At 50.8% G+C, this 17,170-nt stretch carries 15 protein-coding genes; 10 read left to right on the top strand and 5 right to left on the bottom strand.

Annotated elements, in window-relative coordinates; translation table 11 throughout:
• Nucleotides 1-7 precede the first annotated feature (7 nt).
• The gene (gene glgA / locus AWM72_RS00370) at nt 8-1,453 is read left to right on the top strand and encodes a glycogen synthase GlgA (protein WP_067971560.1); all 1,446 of its coding nucleotides are present in this window, start codon (nt 8-10) and stop codon (nt 1,451-1,453) included.
• A gap of 55 nt (nt 1,454-1,508) precedes the next feature.
• Here glgA and AWM72_RS00365 read toward each other — a convergent pair whose 3' ends face one another.
• Complete coding sequence (locus tag AWM72_RS00365; RefSeq protein WP_067971551.1) at nt 1,509-2,822, bottom strand: amidohydrolase; 1,314 nt, start codon at nt 2,820-2,822, stop codon at nt 1,509-1,511.
• A 172-nt stretch (nt 2,823-2,994) separates the two neighbouring features.
• Here AWM72_RS00365 and AWM72_RS00360 point away from each other — a divergent pair, with 172 nt between their 5' ends.
• The gene (locus AWM72_RS00360; protein WP_067976461.1) at nt 2,995-4,356 is read left to right on the top strand and encodes an aspartate kinase; all 1,362 of its coding nucleotides are present in this window, start codon (nt 2,995-2,997) and stop codon (nt 4,354-4,356) included.
• A 435-nt stretch (nt 4,357-4,791) separates the two neighbouring features.
• Here the strand turns inward: AWM72_RS00360 and AWM72_RS00355 are convergent, their stop codons facing one another.
• Complete coding sequence (locus AWM72_RS00355; RefSeq protein ID WP_067971548.1) at nt 4,792-5,619, bottom strand: undecaprenyl-diphosphate phosphatase; 828 nt, start codon at nt 5,617-5,619, stop codon at nt 4,792-4,794.
• Nucleotides 5,620-5,728: 109 nt separating this feature from the next.
• Nucleotides 5,729-6,757 (bottom strand): lactonase family protein, encoded by a 1,029-nt coding sequence (locus AWM72_RS00350; protein ID WP_067971545.1) that lies wholly within the window; start codon nt 6,755-6,757, stop codon nt 5,729-5,731.
• 117 nt (nt 6,758-6,874) lie between these two features.
• Here AWM72_RS00350 and AWM72_RS00345 point away from each other — a divergent pair, with 117 nt between their 5' ends.
• On the top strand, nt 6,875-8,089 hold the full coding sequence (locus AWM72_RS00345; protein ID WP_067971542.1) for an AI-2E family transporter: 1,215 nt from the start codon (nt 6,875-6,877) through the stop codon (nt 8,087-8,089).
• Between the two features lie 724 nt (nt 8,090-8,813).
• On the opposite strand, the gene AWM72_RS00340 is transcribed toward AWM72_RS00345, so the two are convergent.
• Both AWM72_RS00340 and AWM72_RS00335 read right to left on the bottom strand, forming a co-directional pair.
• On the bottom strand, nt 8,814-9,455 hold the full coding sequence (locus AWM72_RS00340) for a type 1 glutamine amidotransferase (protein ID WP_067971539.1): 642 nt from the start codon (nt 9,453-9,455) through the stop codon (nt 8,814-8,816).
• Entirely contained in the window at nt 9,452-10,810 is a 1,359-nt protein-coding gene (locus tag AWM72_RS00335) for a Mur ligase family protein (protein ID WP_067971537.1), read from the bottom strand. The genes AWM72_RS00340 and AWM72_RS00335 overlap by 4 nt, the downstream gene beginning before the upstream one ends.
• A gap of 402 nt (nt 10,811-11,212) precedes the next feature.
• Between AWM72_RS00335 and AWM72_RS00330 the strand changes: the two genes are divergently transcribed.
• The 7 genes from AWM72_RS00330 (at nt 11,213) to AWM72_RS00300 (ending at nt 17,153) form a co-directional block, all read left to right on the top strand.
• On the top strand, nt 11,213-11,815 hold the full coding sequence (locus AWM72_RS00330) for a thymidine kinase (RefSeq protein WP_067971533.1): 603 nt from the start codon (nt 11,213-11,215) through the stop codon (nt 11,813-11,815).
• 23 nt (nt 11,816-11,838) lie between these two features.
• The gene (gene prfA, locus AWM72_RS00325; protein WP_067971531.1) at nt 11,839-12,921 is read left to right on the top strand and encodes a peptide chain release factor 1; all 1,083 of its coding nucleotides are present in this window, start codon (nt 11,839-11,841) and stop codon (nt 12,919-12,921) included.
• Nucleotides 12,905-13,780 carry a peptide chain release factor N(5)-glutamine methyltransferase gene (gene prmC / locus AWM72_RS00320; protein WP_067971528.1) on the top strand — a complete coding sequence of 292 codons (876 nt, stop codon included), beginning with the start codon at nt 12,905-12,907 and terminating at the stop codon, nt 13,778-13,780. Before prfA ends, prmC begins: the two co-directional genes overlap by 17 nt.
• A 4-nt stretch (nt 13,781-13,784) precedes the next feature.
• Nucleotides 13,785-14,801, top strand: coding sequence for an L-threonylcarbamoyladenylate synthase (locus AWM72_RS00315; RefSeq protein WP_067971526.1), 1,017 nt, complete (start codon nt 13,785-13,787; stop codon nt 14,799-14,801).
• Between the two features lie 107 nt (nt 14,802-14,908).
• Nucleotides 14,909-15,544 carry a uracil phosphoribosyltransferase gene (gene upp / locus AWM72_RS00310; protein ID WP_067971524.1) on the top strand — a complete coding sequence of 212 codons (636 nt, stop codon included), beginning with the start codon at nt 14,909-14,911 and terminating at the stop codon, nt 15,542-15,544.
• A 119-nt stretch (nt 15,545-15,663) separates the two neighbouring features.
• Nucleotides 15,664-16,965: a UDP-N-acetylglucosamine 1-carboxyvinyltransferase gene (gene murA, locus AWM72_RS00305; RefSeq protein ID WP_067971521.1), complete on the top strand. Its 1,302-nt coding sequence runs from the start codon at nt 15,664-15,666 to the stop codon at nt 16,963-16,965.
• Nucleotides 16,966-16,973: 8 nt separating this feature from the next.
• The gene (locus AWM72_RS00300) at nt 16,974-17,153 is read left to right on the top strand and encodes a DNA-directed RNA polymerase subunit beta (protein ID WP_067971518.1); all 180 of its coding nucleotides are present in this window, start codon (nt 16,974-16,976) and stop codon (nt 17,151-17,153) included.
• The last annotated feature ends 17 nt before the right edge of the window (nt 17,154-17,170 follow it).

The raw sequence follows: 17,170 nt of genomic DNA, 5'->3' as shown, positions 1-17,170 counted from the left end.
GACAAAAATGAAGATTTTATTTGCTTCAGCTGAAGCAGCCCCCTTTTTTAAAACAGGGGGCTTGGGCGATGTATCCTATGTCCTGCCTAAGGCTCTAAAAGCCCAGGGCATTGATGTCCGGGTAGTCCTTCCTTATTACACCCTCATGCCTGAGGAGTACAAGGAAGCCTGTGAAGACCTTTTGAACTTCCAAGTGGAGACGGGCTACCAGCGGCAAGCTTATGTAGGGATCAAACGCCTGGTCTTAGACGATTTAACCTATTACTTTGTGGATAATTTGGATTATTTCAATCGACCTTCCTTGTATGGTTATGAGGATGATTGTGAACGCTTTGCCTTCTTTGACTTGGCAGTGATTGAAATGATGGAGAAAGTAGACTTTATTCCAAACATCATCCATGTCAATGACTGGCAGACGGCCATGATTCCTGCCCTCCTCGTGGACAAGTACCATTGGGTGGAAGCTTACCGCGATATCCGTAAGGTGCTGACCATCCACAACATCCAATTCCAGGGTTGGACGGACAAGGAAGCTCTCTACTCTTATTTCAATACAACGGATGCCACCTTCCATGACAAGGGCTGTGAGCACTATGGAGCGGTCAACTATCTCAAAGGGGGCATTAACTTCTCTGATATTGTGACAACGGTGAGTCCCCGTTATGCTGGTGAGATCCAGACGCCAGAATTCGGTGAGGGACTAGATGCCTGCTTGCGTGACAACCACTTTAAGATTCGCGGCATTATTAACGGCATTGACTATGACTTAAATAATCCGAAAACTGACCCGAATTTAGCGGTAAACTATGACGCTCAGACTGTCCAGTCCGCTAAGCTTAAGAATAAGATCAAGCTCCAGGAGCGAGTTGGACTGGTTAAAGATCCAGATGCAGCACTACTGGGCGTGGTTTCACGGCTGACGCCGCAGAAGGGCATGCAGTTGCTCCAAGAGAAGGCGGAAGAGCTCTTGAATACGCGCCGGGTCCAGGTTTTGGTTTTGGGGACGGGGGACGATGAATTTGAACACTCCTTCCGTTACTTTGAGCACAAGTATCCAGGCCGCTTTTGCGCCTATATTGACTTTGATGTCCACTTGGCCCAAGAGATCTATGCGGGGTCTGACCTCTTCTTGATGCCGAGTGCCTTTGAACCCTGTGGCCTGTCCCAGATGATTGCGATGCGCTATGGAACCCTGCCCTTAGTCCATGAAGTGGGGGGCTTGGCCGATACAGTTGAACCCTACAACCACTTTACAGGCGAGGGAACGGGCTTTAGCTTCAACCAATTCAATGGCCGCGACTTCTTGAAGATTGTTAACTATGCGGTTGATGTTTATGAACATGATAAGAAGGCCTGGCAAGGTTTGATCCAAGAGGCCATGAGCCGCGATTTCAGCTGGCAAGGACCGGCTGAAGACTATATCCAAGTCTACCAATCCTTATTGGAAGCTTAGAATAAAAGGCCCTGCACCCAGTTAAGTTCTGGGGCAGGGCCTTTGTGTTGGATGATTAACGGTGGTTGGTCTGGTAGAGGGTGGAGAGGAAGGCTTTGGCGCCGGCTTTGAGGCAGGCTTCGTCGAAGTCGAAGGCGTCGTTGTGGTTGCCGGCAGCTAGGGGGCAGGCGAGGACAGCGTATGTGGCCTGGCCGCCCTGGTCTTGGACCGCTTGCATCATATAGGCGAAGTCATCGGTCGCTCCGCGGTTGGCATAGTGGCGGTAGGAATGGTCGAAGTCGGGGACTGCTTGGCTAGCCTGGTAGACCTTTTCGGCGAATTCGGGGCTGGCCTGGGCATTGATGGAGCCGCCGACGATCTCCAGCTCATACTGGCAGTCATAGATCTCACAGGCTGCTCGAATGGAGGTCACCGCCTTGTCATAGAGGTGCTGGTTGACTTCTCGGCTGGGCCCCCGGGTCTCGGCTTCAAAGTAACAGAAGTCGGGAATGACATTGCGCCCGGTCCCACCGTTAATGGTCCCGATATTGAGCCGGCCGTTGCCATGGGAATCCTGGAAAAACATGTTCATATTGGCGATGGCTGAGGTGGCTGCGAGAATGGCATTGTGACCAGATTCTGGGGCTAGGCCAGCATGGGCCGACCGACCGTGGATAGTGACATTGAATTTACTGGTGGCGTAGAGGCCGGACCAGTCGCTATAGAAGGCCAGTTCATTCTCGGGGCTCTTCAGGATATGGCAGGCCAGGAGGTAGTCAACACCTTCTAAGACGCCTGCCTCGACCATGGCCCGGGCTCCGCGGACGCCTTCTTCGGCAATTTGAAAGATAAAGCTAATTTTCCCGCAAAAATCTTCCTGGTAGCGGTGGACCAGTTTGGCGAGCACGAGGCCGATAGCTGTATGGCCGTCATGACCACAGCCGTGCATGGCGTCCGGATTTTTTGACCGGAAGCCGGCTTGGTTAGGGAAGTGGTCGGCTTTCAGGGTTTCATGGAGGTCATTGGCATCGATATCGAAGCGGAAGGCCAGGTGGGGACCGGGCCGCCCCGTATCAATTTGGGCGATTGCTCCAGGAAAGCCAGCCATCTGCCGGATAATCTGAGGATCAGCCCCTTGGTCGATGGCGCGGTCCATGGCTGCCTGGCGACTGGCATAGTCAGGGCGCCCCCAGGCAAAGTCGCGATTGACCAGGTCAGGACCGAAGTGGACTGGAATCCCGGCTTCTTCTAGGTAAGTGATGATTTGTGAAGTCGTTCGAAATTCCAACCAGGCTGTCTCAGGATACTGGTGGAAGCCCCGCCTCAGCTGGACCAGGTCCTCCTCCATGACATCCACTGCCCTAAATAAAGCCTCTAAGTCCCCGTTCATTGTTAGTCTCCCTTTCTCCTAGCGTTCAAAATATAATACCTCTACCATAGCCTAAAGTAGGTTGAAAAACAATACTTTCCTGAAAAAGCCAATGAAAGATTCTTGTCTAGCAGGAACAGGTATGATATATTATAGAGAAATGAGAAAATTAAACATGAATGAGGTTATGCTGATGAAAGTGATTAAATTTGGTGGAAGCTCGGTGGCTAGTGCTGAGCAGATAAAAAAAATTAAAGATATCATTGTAAGTGACGCTGACCGACGTATCGTGGTCGTTTCGGCTCCTGGTAAACGTTTTCCAGAAGATACCAAGGTGACCGACCTCTTAATCGACTTAGCTTCTCAGGTGCTTAATGGGAATAAGGGCGTCTCTCATGTCTTTAATCAAATTGTCAACCGTTACAAAGAAATTGCGACGGACCTGGCCATTGATGAGGACATCGTGAGTGAGATTTCCCACAGCCTGCAAGAGCTGATCGAAGGGGACACGACAGAAGAATCTTATTTTATGGATGCCCTGAAAGCCAGTGGGGAAGACAATAGTGCCAAACTCATTGCTGCCTACCTGCGCTCAGAAGGCATTCCTGCCCGCTATATTAGCCCTAAGGAAGCGGGCCTCTACTTATCCGACGAGCCGGGCAATGCCCAAATCCTGCCCGAATCCTATCAGAATCTCTTTGCCTTGAGAGACTATGACGAGATTATTATCTTCCCAGGCTTCTTCGGCTTTACCAAGACCGGTAAGCTGGTGACCTTCTCACGCGGGGGCAGCGATGTGACCGGGGCTATTCTAGCTAATGGGGTCAAGGCAACCTTGTATGAAAACTTTACCGATGTGGACTGTATCTATTCAGCCAGCCCAAGTATTATCGAGAAGCCAGTGCCGATTGAAGACTTAACCTATACCGAAATGCGGGAGCTCTCTTATTCTGGTTTCTCCGTCGTCCATGATGAAGCCCTCTATCCTGCCTTTGCAGAAGGCATTCCCGTTGTGGTAAAGAATACGAATAATCCAACAGCGCCAGGGACTAAGATCACCCGGACGCGGTCTGAATCTGAATACCCCCTCGCTGGCGTTGCTAGTAAGTCTGGCTTTGCTTCCATCTATATCAGCAAGTACATGATGAACCGAGAAGTTGGCTTCATTAACCGGGTCTTGGATGTCTTGGAAGACTATAATATCAGCTTGGAACACATTGTTTCAGGGATTGACGACATTGATATTGTCTTCAAGGAAGAAATGATTACCGCTAAGCAATTCCAAGACCTCTTAGTAGAGATCAAGGTCAAGACGGCGGCCGACGTGGTGGAAAAACGGGACAATCTTTGCTTAGTTATGCTGGTGGGGCAAAATATGCGACATAAGATTGGACTGATGGCTCGAGCAACCAAGGCCCTAGGCGAAGCTCAGGTGAATATCGACATGATCAACCAAGGTTCATCCGAGAATTCCATTATGTTTGGCATCAACGAAAATGAAGAAGAACGCGCTGTTGCCGCTATCTATAAGGAATTTTTCGAATCTGATAAATAAATAAAGAATTAACTAGGGAAGCTGAGACTTCCCTTTTTTAATTTAAACTTAATAGTACATATGAGCATCCGTTGCGCTTTTGAATTTGATCGTTATAGAGCCATGGCACCGGTTCGGGCCAAGGTCCCTCACCTAGCGAGCTTCAAACGTCTAGTACGGCTAACGCCTACTATACGTAATTCACATCGCTTGCTTGTTCATGGCTAACGATCAAATTCAAAGCTCCACTACTGCTCATAATTAATCAAAACTCCTTATCAAATACTAAAAAGAATGGTAGCTTGTATTATTTAAATTCATTGAAATCTATAAAAATATCCCTTTAGAGTAGATTCTGCTTGTAGCATATTTACTCTAAAGGGAAAATTTAATTTCGATCGTTTGATCAATCGAATGAAATAACTTTGCTTATGTTTCAGGAAACCCAAACTCTGCTTATCGGATCCAAGCGAAGTAGATGATAACGACTAAGCCCAGGGCAATCCGGTACCATCCGAAAGGCTTGAAGTCGTTGCTTTGGATGTAGCGGAGGAGGAGCTTGATGGTGATGACGGAGACCAGGAAGGCAACGACCATGCCGACTGCGAGATAGCCGAGCTCTAAGCCGGTGAAGCGGAAACCTTCGAGGAAGCCTTTGACCAGTTTCAGGAAGCTGGCGCCGAACATGATGGGGATACTCATAAAGAAAGAGAAGTCAGCGGCAACGGGACGGGAGGTGCCCATGATGGTGGCCCCGAGGATGGAAGAGCCGGAACGGGATGTGCCGGGCACCAGGGACAGGCACTGGAAGAGGCCAATCGTAAAGGCCCGCCGGTAGGAGAGTTCGCTCATGCTGTTGACTTGGCTGGTCCGGGTCTTGTTGTAATTTTCTACCAAGATAAAAGCGATCCCGTAGATAATTAGAGCCAGGGCCACGACTAACCAGTTCATCAGGTGGGCTTCCATCCAGTCATCGATCAAGAGACCGAGAATCGCGGCAGGGATACAGCCGACTGCCACCTTAAACCAAGTTTCCCAGGTTTCCCGTTTTTCTTCCTTGGTCTTTTGCGGGGAGAAGGGGTTGAGTCGGTTAAAGTAAATCCAGATGACTGCCAAGATAGCGCCGAGCTGGATGACAACGATGAAGATGTCCCAGAATTCGGGGCGGACTTGGAGTTGGACGAATTCCTCCACGAGGATCATATGGCCGGTACTCGAAATGGGCAGCCATTCGGTGATGCCCTCAATCAGGCCGATTAAGATAATTTTTAAGAGTTCAAGCATAGACAGCTTTTCCTTTCTGTGAGTTACTTCTTAGCGCTTAAATAAGCAGCTTCCAATATAACAAAGTTTCGCCTTTACCACGGGCTTCTGACCTAAAATTGAAGAAAATTTAAGAAATACTTTGGACACAGACGACCTGGTCGAGCTGGTAGTCGAAGTCCTTAGCTGTTAGAAGGCCAGTTTCGGGATCGCGATCGAAGAGGCGCAAGTGTCCATCGTTTTGGTGGGCCACGAGGAGATAGGATTCATCGGGGGATAGGTTGAAGTCCCGGGGAAAGTCACCCTGGCTGGCAATGATTTGGATGCGGTCTAGGCGTCGACCATCTTTACTCAGGGCAAAGACTGTCAAAGTGTTTTCTCCTCGGTTGGAGCAGTAAAGAAAGCGGCCATCCGAAGAGATACGGATAGCGGCGCTGGAGTTGAAGCCTTGGGGGGCTTGGGGCAGGGTCTGGTAGCGACCGACTGCCTCTAAGTGGCCGGATAGGTCGTCGACTTGAACGACTTCGACCGTATAAGAGAGTTCGCTCAGAACATAGACATAGGGGAGCGTGGGATGGGCGACCAGGTGGCGGGGGCCTGAGCCAGCTGGGATAGCCAGACTATCGACTAGCTGGAGCTTGTCTTCTTGGATGCGGTAGCTGAGGACTTCATCCGTCCCCAAGTCGCAGGCCAGGAAGAAGGGGCTGTCCCGGTATTGTTTGAAGTAGTGGCAGTGGGGTTGGTCCTGGTTGGGATGGGGCCCCGAGCCGGTGCGCTGGACAATGTCCGCTAGCTCGAGTTTGCCATTTGCCTGGACTTTGATTAAGATAAGACTAGCTTGCCGGTAGGAGGCGCAGAGAACGTAACGCTCATCTGCGCTCAGGCTCACATAGCAGGCTGGTTCTTCGAGAAAAGCTAAGCGGTCCACGAGCTGGAAGTCCTCACCCGTCCAACGGTAGTGGCTGACACCCGGCTCTGACCCTGGATTGGACAGAGTGAAGAGTGACTTCTGGTCGGCCGACAGACAGAAGTAGCAGGGATCGGCCTCTTCTATGAGACGATCGACTTTAAGCGGCTGGTCTAAGTTAGGGTCCACGCTCAGGCTGTGGATGCCCGTATTGGAGCCGTCGGTATAGGCTCCGAGATAAAATTGATCCATGGTTAATCCACCTTTCATATTAATTTTACTATAAGTTCACGACCTGGGTTAGGCCAAAAACAAAATATATTGTATACTTAAGCAATAAAAGTAAATTATTCCTAGAGGGGGAGTTCGATGACTGATAAGCGAAACCCAAATGACAAAATGAACCAGTACTGGCAAGACCGGAGCGACCAATTGCAGAAGATTAACTACCATTCTTTCCGGTCTTTCTTGAGCAATCGCTGGCTTCAATTGTTGCTTGTACTCATCCTAATTGCCTTATTTCTATTGATCTTTAGTCGGATTGCTCACCTATTCCACCCCGTCTTGGATTTCGTGAGCGTGATTGCCTTGCCCATTATCTTGGCTGCAATCCTCTATTATCTCACCGTGCCCATCGTCAACCGCCTGGAAAAGCGGGGCGTCAAGCGGCAGTGGGGGGCTATCCTGGTCCTGGTCTTGATGGGGATAGCGGTCTTGATCCTGACCTATCTGACGCCGGTCTTCTTTGCCCAATCTCAGTCTCTAGTGTCCAACTGGGATGAGCTGATCTCAAGCTATGATAAGCCCCTGCAGCGTTTCTACCACAATCCCTTGTTTGAAGAGGGAGTCAATCTCTTGAACGACTGGGGGCTCAACTTCATCCAGGGCAATTCCATTAATTGGTCGACGATTTTTAACTCGGCTATTGATTCGATCGGCTCTATTGTGGGCGTCCTGTCTAACTTCATCCTGGCCATTGTAACGGCGCCCTTTATTCTCTTCTATATGTTAAAGGACGGGCCCAAGTTGAAACAAAATCTGGCCTTGGTGGTGCCTAATCCGATCCGCTCGTCGACCATGCAGCTGCTTTTTGAGATGAACCAACAAGTCTCTGCCTATGTGCGTGGCCAGATTATGGTCGGCATCTCGGTAGCTATTATGTTTATGCTGGGCTATTCGATTATTGGCCTCCAGTATGGGATTATTCTCGGTGGCTTGGCGGGCTTCCTAAACTTGATTCCTTACCTGGGTTCTTTCTTAGCCATGATCCCCGCGGTTATTATTGCTATCGTCCAAGGGCCCATCATGGTAGTCAAGGTCCTTGTCGTCTTCATGATCGAGCAGACCATCGAAGGCCGGGTCATTTCGCCCCACATTTTGGGTTCCAACTTGGACATCCATCCCGTTACCATTATGCTGCTCTTGATCGCTGGGGGGAAACTCTTCGGCATTATTGGGATTATTATTATCATTCCAAGTTATGCCATCCTCAAGCTGATCTTTACCTACTTCTTCAAGTGGTACCGCAAAGTTTCAGGGCTTTATGAGGAAGACTTGCTAGCTGAATGGGATTCAGATGAATAAGTGAGCTAAAAATAACAAGTTCTTAATTGAATTGTGCTGGTGAGCCTACGTTCCGTCTTGAAAGTGATCGTTATAGAGCCATGGCATCGGCTCGAGCCAAGGTCTCTCGCCTAGCGAGATTCAAAGTTAGAGTGTGACAAAAGTCGGGAGCTCTGAATCACTGGAGCAAAGGCTGGCAGAGCCTTGTTAGAGGCTCGGACAGCCTTTGTGAAGTGGAGTCAGAGCTGACTTTTGGAGCAGGTTTTGGCTAGTACGGCTAGCACCTACTATCCCTAATTCACATCTAGTCGGGTTCGCAAGAGCAGCTTTGGCGTGCTTTCGCAAGTCGGAAACGTGCAAGCCTTGCTTGCCCTTATCCCGACTTACTCCAAGCATCCAAAGCTAACCGCTCTTGCTCTCACCCTTGAACTTGCTTATTCATGGCTAACGATCACTTTCAAGTTCCGCTCCTGCTCACGAAATGTATACTAATAAATTCGTTAATCGCAGTTGAAATGAAAAGGCTGAAATTAATTATGCTCAGTTAATGATTAGTCAGTGATGTTAAAAAGTAGAGAATAATATAAAGGAGGCTGGACAATAATCCAGCCTCTTTTTTAGCGGGTTTGTATTTGAGCATGCGTTTCGCTTTAAGTGATGAAACTTCTGCTAATCTGTGTTAATTTGAAGAGTCGATTCAAAAACGGAAGGGATGCTCTAAAACACAATTTCAAAATCCTCAGCTTTAATCCGCTTTCCGTGCCAGGTCGATGATGATTTCGGCTAGCTTAGGGTTGCGGACGAGGAGGGGGCCGTGGAAGTAGGAGCAGAAGGTGTTCTTGTAGAGGCAGCCTTCTGTTTGGTCCTGGCCGTTGTTGCCGAAGCCGTTTTTGACTTGGCCCAGGGCTTGGACGCCAGCTCCCAGATAGGTACGGCCGGCGTGGTTTTCGTAGCCTTTAAGGGTCAGGTCAAAGCGTTCGTTGTAGATCTCGATGTCGCCGATCAGTCGGTTGGCTTCGGTTTCGGTATAGTAGTCAATCGCCCCTAAGCCTTCCAAACGCTCGTGCTGGGCATTGATATAGTAATGGCCCAGAAGCTGGAAGCCGCCACAGATGCCCACAAGGACGCCGCCTGCTTCAATGTACTGGGTCAGGGGCGTTTTTTTTGTTTGGATGTCCTTAGCTACCAGGGATTGTTCATAGTCCTGGCCGCCGCCGAAGAAAACCAGGTCATAAGCTTCGGGGTCGAAAGGATCCTTGAGGGAGACCAGGTCGGTTTTGACTGTTTCTCCCTTCTCCTTGGCCATATATTGGAGCATGAGGAGGTTGCCGTTGTCGCCGTAGGTATTCATCAAGTTGCCGTAGAGATGGCAGATTCTAAGGGTCATGCTTGCATCCGCTCCTTCACATAGCCCTCCGCAGCCAAGGCCCGTCTGAGTTCGAGCATGGCGGTATAGGTGGCTAAGATATAAACTTTCTGTGACTGTGATTCTTTAATATATTTAATGAGACTGACCGCGTCTTCAACCGGGTCTAGCTGGTCCTTGTCAAAGCCAGCTACCACCAGGCGCTGCTTCAAGTCAGCGGCCCGCATGCCGGCATAGGCGGTGTCTTGGACCTTGTCGACCTGGGCTAGGTCCTCGAAGTTGCCGTCCCAGATCCAGGAAATATCTTGGCCATCAGCGGGCTGGTCGTTGAGGATGGTGATGAGGTCAAAGTCATCCTTTTCGAGCTTGATCAGTTCAATGATCTGGTTGAGGCCAACGGGGTTCTTGATTAGGTTGATCCGGACCTCTTTGCCTTCAATCTGGATGGTTTCCTGCCGGCCAAAGATGCGTTGGGCAGAGGCTAGACCGCGTTTAATTGTCAAGTGGTCGAGGCCAAAGTGCTTGGCAACCGAATAGGCGGCTAGGGCATTGTAGACATTGTAGAGCCCGGCTACAGGAATGGTGTAGTCCTCGCCGTCAATCGCGAAGCTGGCCTGGTCTGGGGTCAGGTCGTGAATGGCCGTCACCGCATGCTGGAGCTCGGGGCGTTGGAAGCCGCAATTCGGGCAGAAGAAGTCGCCCAGGTTGGAATAAGTAATCATATGGTAGTGGAGGATGTGCTCGCATTGGGGGCAGATCACCCCATCGGTATTGTAGTGGGCCAGGAAGTCTTCGTCCTTATTGACATTAGCAAAGCCGAAGTAGGCCCGTTCATTAGCCGTCTCTTTAGAAGAAAAAATAGGGGCGTCCCCGTTCAAGAGCAGGCGGGCTTGAGGCGTCTTAGCGGCCCCTTCTAAGATCAAGTCGTAAGTAGTATAGATCTCCCCATAGCGGTCCATCTGGTCGCGGAAAATATTGGTCGCAACAATTAGTTCAGGCGTCACTTGGGCGGTCACATGGCGCAGACTCGCCTCATCCACTTCGAGAATAGCAATTTTGTCTTGGCCTGACTTGGTCGAAGCCTGGCTCACGAAGGTCGACGTAATACCCTGGATCATATTGGACCCAGTGGGATTGGTCAAGACATGGGGATAGACTTGCTTGAGGATATTGACCGCTAAAGCAGTTGTCACCGTCTTGCCATTGGTTCCTGTAATCAGCACAATGCGGTAGTCCTTAGCCAGCTCCTGTAAGACATCCGGATCGACTTTTTTGGCAATCTTACCAGGCAAACTCGATCCCCCCTTGGTAAAGGTATGGAGCCCCCAGTAAGAAGCCCGGCCAGCCAAAGCCGCCAATTGAGTTTTCAAACGCATGCATGATTTCCTTTCTAATTTAAAGGGTGTGAGGGCGCACGGGTAGAAGTGGACCTCTGGAGCAAAAGATCGAAGAAGTCTAAGGACTTCAGCGAGATTTTGTGAAGAGGAGCCACTTCTGTGCGCCTGAACCCGACTAGAGGGCACAGCCTATGAAGTCCAAGCCGCACCATTTTTGTCACACTTTTATAGGGCACAAGGCCCTGTCTGCTCCCTATGATACCATAATTTGAAGGGCCCAAATGTATAAATTTATGCAAACATGTTATAATTTAAGCGTTCGAACTTCCCAACTTCTGCCAAGAACTTGGGGGCAAATATTGACTAAGTGCCGGCTGCCAAGTATGATTAATAAGGTATTTATCTGACTAAGTGAATAGTCGGGAAGGAATAGGTGGTATTTTGGCACAATTATATTTTCGCTATGGAGCGATGAACAGTGGGAAATCGATTGAAATTCTCAAGGTGGCCCACAATTATGAAGAACAGGCTAAGCGGGTGATCGTGATGACGAGCGCCGTGGATACTCGGTCCGGCCAGGGAATCATTGCGAGCCGGGTGGGTCATGAGCGGCCCGCTGTGGCGATTGACGCGTCCTTAAATATTTATGACTATGTCGCTCGTGAAAACCAGACAGAGCGTGTCTTCTGTGTCCTTATCGATGAGAGTCAGTTCTTGAGCGCTGACCATATCGACCAGTGCGCCCAGATTGTCGACGACTTGAATATCCCAGTCATGGCTTTTGGCTTGAAGAATGATTTCCAAAACCATCTCTTCACGGGGTCAGAACGGCTCTTGCTAGTGGCGGATAAGATTGAAGAAGTGAAGACTATCTGCTGGTTCTGCGAGAAGAAGGCGACCATGAATATGCGGGTCCACAATGAGGTGCCTTGCTATGATGGTGACCAGGTGCAAATTGGGGGAAATGAATCCTACTATCCCGTTTGCCGTAAACACTACAAGCAACCGCCCATGCAGGACGGTAAGATTGCTAAGCGAGCATAAAAGGAAAAGAGAGTGAAGATTGCATGCTATTAGACCAAATTGATACCTTTATCAACCGTTACCAGGAATTGGCCGAATTATTGAGTGACCCCGATGTCATCAATGATGCCAAGCGCTTCCGCGACCTGTCCAAGGAAGAGGCGGACCTCCGACCTAAAGTTGAGGCCTTCAGACACTATAAGGATGTCGTGGACCAAATTGAAGGGGCCGAAGAGATCCTGGCCGATGAATCGGATGAAGAACTATTGGAATTGGCCAAGGAAGAGCTCAAAGAATTGAAGGAAGAGCGCGACCAATTAGAAGAAGAAATCCGTGTTTTAATGTTGCCGAGCGACCCCAATGATGACAAGAACATCATCATGGAAATCCGCGGGGCAGCTGGTGGGGATGAGGCCCAGCTCTTTGCGGCCGACCTCTATGAAATGTACTCCCGCTATGCAGAAAGCCAGGGCTGGCGGATCTCTGTGGTGGAAGCCCACAGTAACGACATCGGTGGCTACAAGGAAATTATCCTCCAGATTTCTGGGGACAAAGTTTATTCCAAGCTCAAGTACGAGAGTGGGGCCCACCGTGTCCAACGGGTACCGAAGACTGAATCCCAGGGCCGGGTCCATACCTCAACGGCGACAGTCGGCGTGATGCCAGAACTCGAAGACCTAGACTTTGAAATCGATGCTAACGATATCCGGACTGATATCTACCATGCCTCAGGTGCCGGGGGCCAGCACGTTAACAAGACGGCTTCAGCGGTCCGCCTGACCCACATTCCAACTGGGATTGTAGTGGCCATGCAGGATCAACGGTCCCAGCAACAGAACCGGGAGAAGGCCATGCTGATCTTACGGTCCCGGGTCTATGAACACGTCCAAGCGGAACAACAGAGTGAATACGACAGCAAGCGGAAGAACCTGGTAGGGACAGGGGACCGGTCAGAACGGATCCGGACCTATAACTACCCACAAAACCGGGTGACCGACCACCGGATCAACCTGACCATCCAAAAATTGGACCGGATCATGCAGGGGGAACTGGAAGAAATCATCAACGCCCTCATCCTGGCTGACCAAGCACAGAAATTAGAGGAACTCAATGAACATAGTATTTAATGGCTCCTACCGAGAAGCTCTCTTAGGGGCTTCTTCTTTTTTAAGCGACCAAGCTTGTGAGGAGGCCATTGCCTACCACTATCTCTTGGGACTGATGGGCTGGCAAGCCTCTGACTGGTACCGCCATCAGTTTCAGACCATGCCAGCTGCAGACTATGCGCTTTATGAAGCGGGCATCCAACGTATCGCTAGGGATCACTACCCCTACCAATACCTTTTGGGGGAGGCCTACTTTTACCGCTATAACTTCAAGGTGACCCCAGCTACCCTGATCCCCCGCCAGGAAACTGAACTCTTGGTGGACTGGGTGAAGGAAGGCTATCAGAAGGGGCAGGTTCCTCGCCAGGCCCAGGTCGTGGATATCGGCACTGGGTCCGGCGCCATTGCCATTACTTTGAAGAAGGAGTGCCCGGAACTAGCCATCACGGCCACCGATATTTCAGCAGAAGCCCTGGCTGTGGCCCGGGACAATGCCCAAGCCCTCGAAGCAGACATTGACTTGGTTCAAGGGGACCTCTACCAGGCGGTGGCGGGCCAGACTTTTGACCTGATTGTCTCCAATCCCCCTTACATCGGCCGCCAGGAATTAGACGAGGTAGCGGAAGATGTTCAGCGCTATGAACCCGACCTGGCGCTCTTTGCCCCTGAGGAGGGTTATGCCATCTACTACCGCTTAATCGATGACTTAGACCAGTATTTAAAGCCAGGGGGGAGCTTGATCGCAGAGATCGGCTACAAGCAGGGCGACCGGCTCCTAGCCTACTGCCGGGCCCACTTGCCCTCTCATTACCACTATAGGATTGAAGAAGATTTTGCTGGGCACGACCGCTTCCTAGTCGTGTCCAAGGAAGGAGCGTAAAAAGATGACGGAAATTTATCAAGCGGACAGGATCGAAGAAGCGGCCCAAGCCTTGCGTGATGGTCAATTGGTGGCTTTTCCCACCGAGACGGTTTTTGGTTTGGGGGCTATCGCCTCTAACGATCAAGCGGTCCAAGCCGTCTACCAAGTCAAGGGGCGGCCAAGCGATAATCCGCTGATTGTCCACCTGGCCCACAAAGAAGACCTCTTCGACTATGTGAAAGACCTGACGCCCGACCAAAGAAGCTGGGTGAAAAAACTCCAGGATGCCTTCTGGCCAGGTCCCTTGACCCTGATTCTGCCCGTCAAGGAGGACGTCTTTGCCCCGACAGTGACGGGCGGCCTCGATACCGTGGGCTTGCGGATGCCGGACCATCCCTTGACTCTCCAATTAATCGAAGCGGTGGGCTTTCCTCTTGTCGGGCCCTCTGCCAACCTGTCAGGGAAGCCCAGCCCCACCAAGCTAGACCATGTCCGCCACGACTTCGACGGGAAGATCGCGGGCATCCTAGCCAGCCAACCCACTCGGATTGGGGTTGAGTCCACGGTCCTTGATCTATCTGATCCGCGTGGCCTCTTTATCCTCCGTCCCGGCCATATCGCTAGGGGCGAGATCGAGGCGGTCTTGGATGGGCCTGAAGTGTCTTATCCTGACCAATTAAGGGTGGAAGCTGACCAACAACCCAAGGCCCCGGGCATGAAGTACCGCCACTACAGCCCCCATGAGACGGTCTATGCGGTAACGGCGGACCGGATGGCGGAAGTTATCCAGGCCCATGCTGACCAGGCCATCTTCTGTGCCGGACGGGAGGCTTGTCTGGCTGGCCTTCCAGCCGTGGCCCAGACCTACTCGCTAGGCCCTGACCTTAAGACCGCTACCCAGCGCCTCTTCGATGCCTTACGGGGGGCTGATGACTGTTCAGACATTGACCTTATCCTAGTGGAATGGATCGATGAAGGAGAAGCTTCAGCAGGCTATCAGAACCGCCTGCTCAAGGCCAGTGTCCAGGTCTTTGATTAAGGTCGACTTTTCACTAAGCAGCCAGCTATTTTTCCTTGCAATTAGCTGAATTAGTGGTAAAGTAATTAGAGAAGCTTGAATACGAATCTAAATATTGGAGGCAGAAAATGGGAAAATTACACGTGATTGATCATCCATTGGTTCAACATAAGATGACCTTGTTACGGGATAAGGACTTAGGCTCAAAGGGCTTCCGTGAACTCGTTAATGAGATTACGGTCTTCCTCGGTTATGAAGTCACCCGCAGCTTACCGCTAGAAGAAGTGGAAGTCGAAACACCAGTTGCTGTAACCAAGCAAAAAATGATCACCGGTAAAAAAGTCGCTATTGCACCGATCCTGAGAGCAGGTTTGGGCATGGTTGACGGGATCCTCACCCTGGTACCAGCTGCTAAGGTGGGCCATATTGGTATGTTCCGTGATGAAGAAACCTTGGAACCCCAAGAGTACTTCTTCAAGATGCCAAATGACATTGAAGAGCGCCAAGTGATTATTGTCGACCCCATGTTAGCTACTGGGGGCTCTGCGCTCATGGCTATCGATTCCTTGGTGAAACGCGACGTAGACCCTGCACACATTGACTTTGTCTGCCTGGTTTCCGCACCAGAAGGAGTTAAGACCATCCAAGACAAGTACCCAGAAGTCGACATCTATACAGCCGCTCTGGACGAAAAATTAAATGAACATGGCTATATTGTGCCTGGCCTCGGTGACGCTGGTGACCGTCTCTTCGGGACACTCTAAGCCAGCCGTATACAAAAATCCAAGTCAGTCCCTCACTAGAAGTGGGGAGACTTTATCACTTGGATTTTTTTGTGTATAATAGTTAATTGAATACTGATGAAGGTGGTGTTTCCAGTTACATGGAGAATATAATTGTGCGGGGAGGCAAGACCCTCCAGGGAGAGGTCAAGGTTGATGGGGCTAAGAATGCAGTCCTACCGATTTTAGCGGCGACCCTCTTAGCCTCTGAAGGGAAAAATTTAATCAACAACGTGCCGCTCTTGTCGGACGTCTATATTATGAAAGAAGTCCTGGCTTATTTGGATGCAGAGGTCCACTTTGACGAAGCCAAGCAACAAATCGAGGTGGTCTCAGAAGGCCAGTTAAGGACCGAAACGCCCTTTGAACTTGTCAGCAAGATGCGGGCTTCCGTCGTGGTTATGGGACCCCTCCTGGCTCGTTTTGGCCATGTCAAAGTGGCCATGCCAGGTGGCTGTGCGATTGGTTCGCGGCCGATTGACCTCCATATCAAGGGTTTTGAAGCCTTGGGAGCTGAGGTTACTATGACCAATGGCTATGTCGAAGCCCGGGCCGACCAGCTCGTGGGAACCGATATCTACCTGGACTTCCCCAGCGTTGGCGCGACTGAAAACATCATGATGGCCGCTGTCTTAGCAGAAGGAGTTACCACGATTGAGAATGTGGCTAAGGAACCAGAAATCGTAGACTTGGCCAACTACCTCAACCGGATGGGGGCCCAAGTCCAGGGCGCCGGGACCGATACCATTAAGATTACGGGTGTCGACGCCATGCACGGGACCGACCACTGCGTCATTCCCGACCGGATCGAGGCCGGAACCTTTATCCTGGCCACTGCTGTTGCTGGGGGCGAGGTCCTGGTTAAGGATGCCTTGGTGGAACACAACCTGCCCCTGATCTCCAAGCTACGGGAAATGGGGGTCGAAATCGTGGAAGAAATGGATGCCGTCCTGGTTAAGTCAGACGGTCACTTGAAGGCAACCAATGTCAAAACCCTGCCTTATCCAGGCTTCCCAACTGACCTCCAAGCGCCCTTTACCATCGCCCAAATTCGCGCAGAGGGCAGTTCGGTTATGGAAGAGACGGTCTTCGAGAACCGCTTTATGCACCTGGAAGAACTCCGCCGCATGGATGCCCAATTCAAGATCCACGGCGACACCGTGAGCTTCGAAGGCCCTAGTCAGCTCCAAGCTGCCAGCGTCCAAGCGACCGACCTGAGAGCCGCTGCAGCCTTGATTATTGCGGGCCTGGTGGCAGAAGGTACCACAGTTGTTTCCCAATTGCAGTACCTGGACCGGGGCTACCACCACTTGGAAGACAAGCTCCAAGCCTTGGGGGCGGATATTAAGCGGATTGACGCCGATGAATTACAAAGCCGGCCAGCCAGCGACTTCTTCGACTAGGTGGTCCTATGGCGAAATCTAGGCGCGGTCTGAGAACCTGGCAGCGCTGGGGCCTCTATCTCCTGGTCCTGGTCTGCCTCTTTCTTATCGGCCTCATGCTAGGCTATGGCCTGGTCAGCGACCATTTCTTCTTGAAGGTCTTTGACGGCGAGGTCTGGCAGCATTTGTTGGATTATTTTAGGGGATAGGGTTGTTTAATTAAAAA

Source organism: Aerococcus sanguinicola (assembly GCF_001543145.1).
Lineage (GTDB): Bacteria > Bacillota > Bacilli > Lactobacillales > Aerococcaceae > Aerococcus > Aerococcus sanguinicola.
Note: the sequence above shows the minus strand (reverse complement) of the source record. Positions and strands in the feature narration are given on the sequence as shown.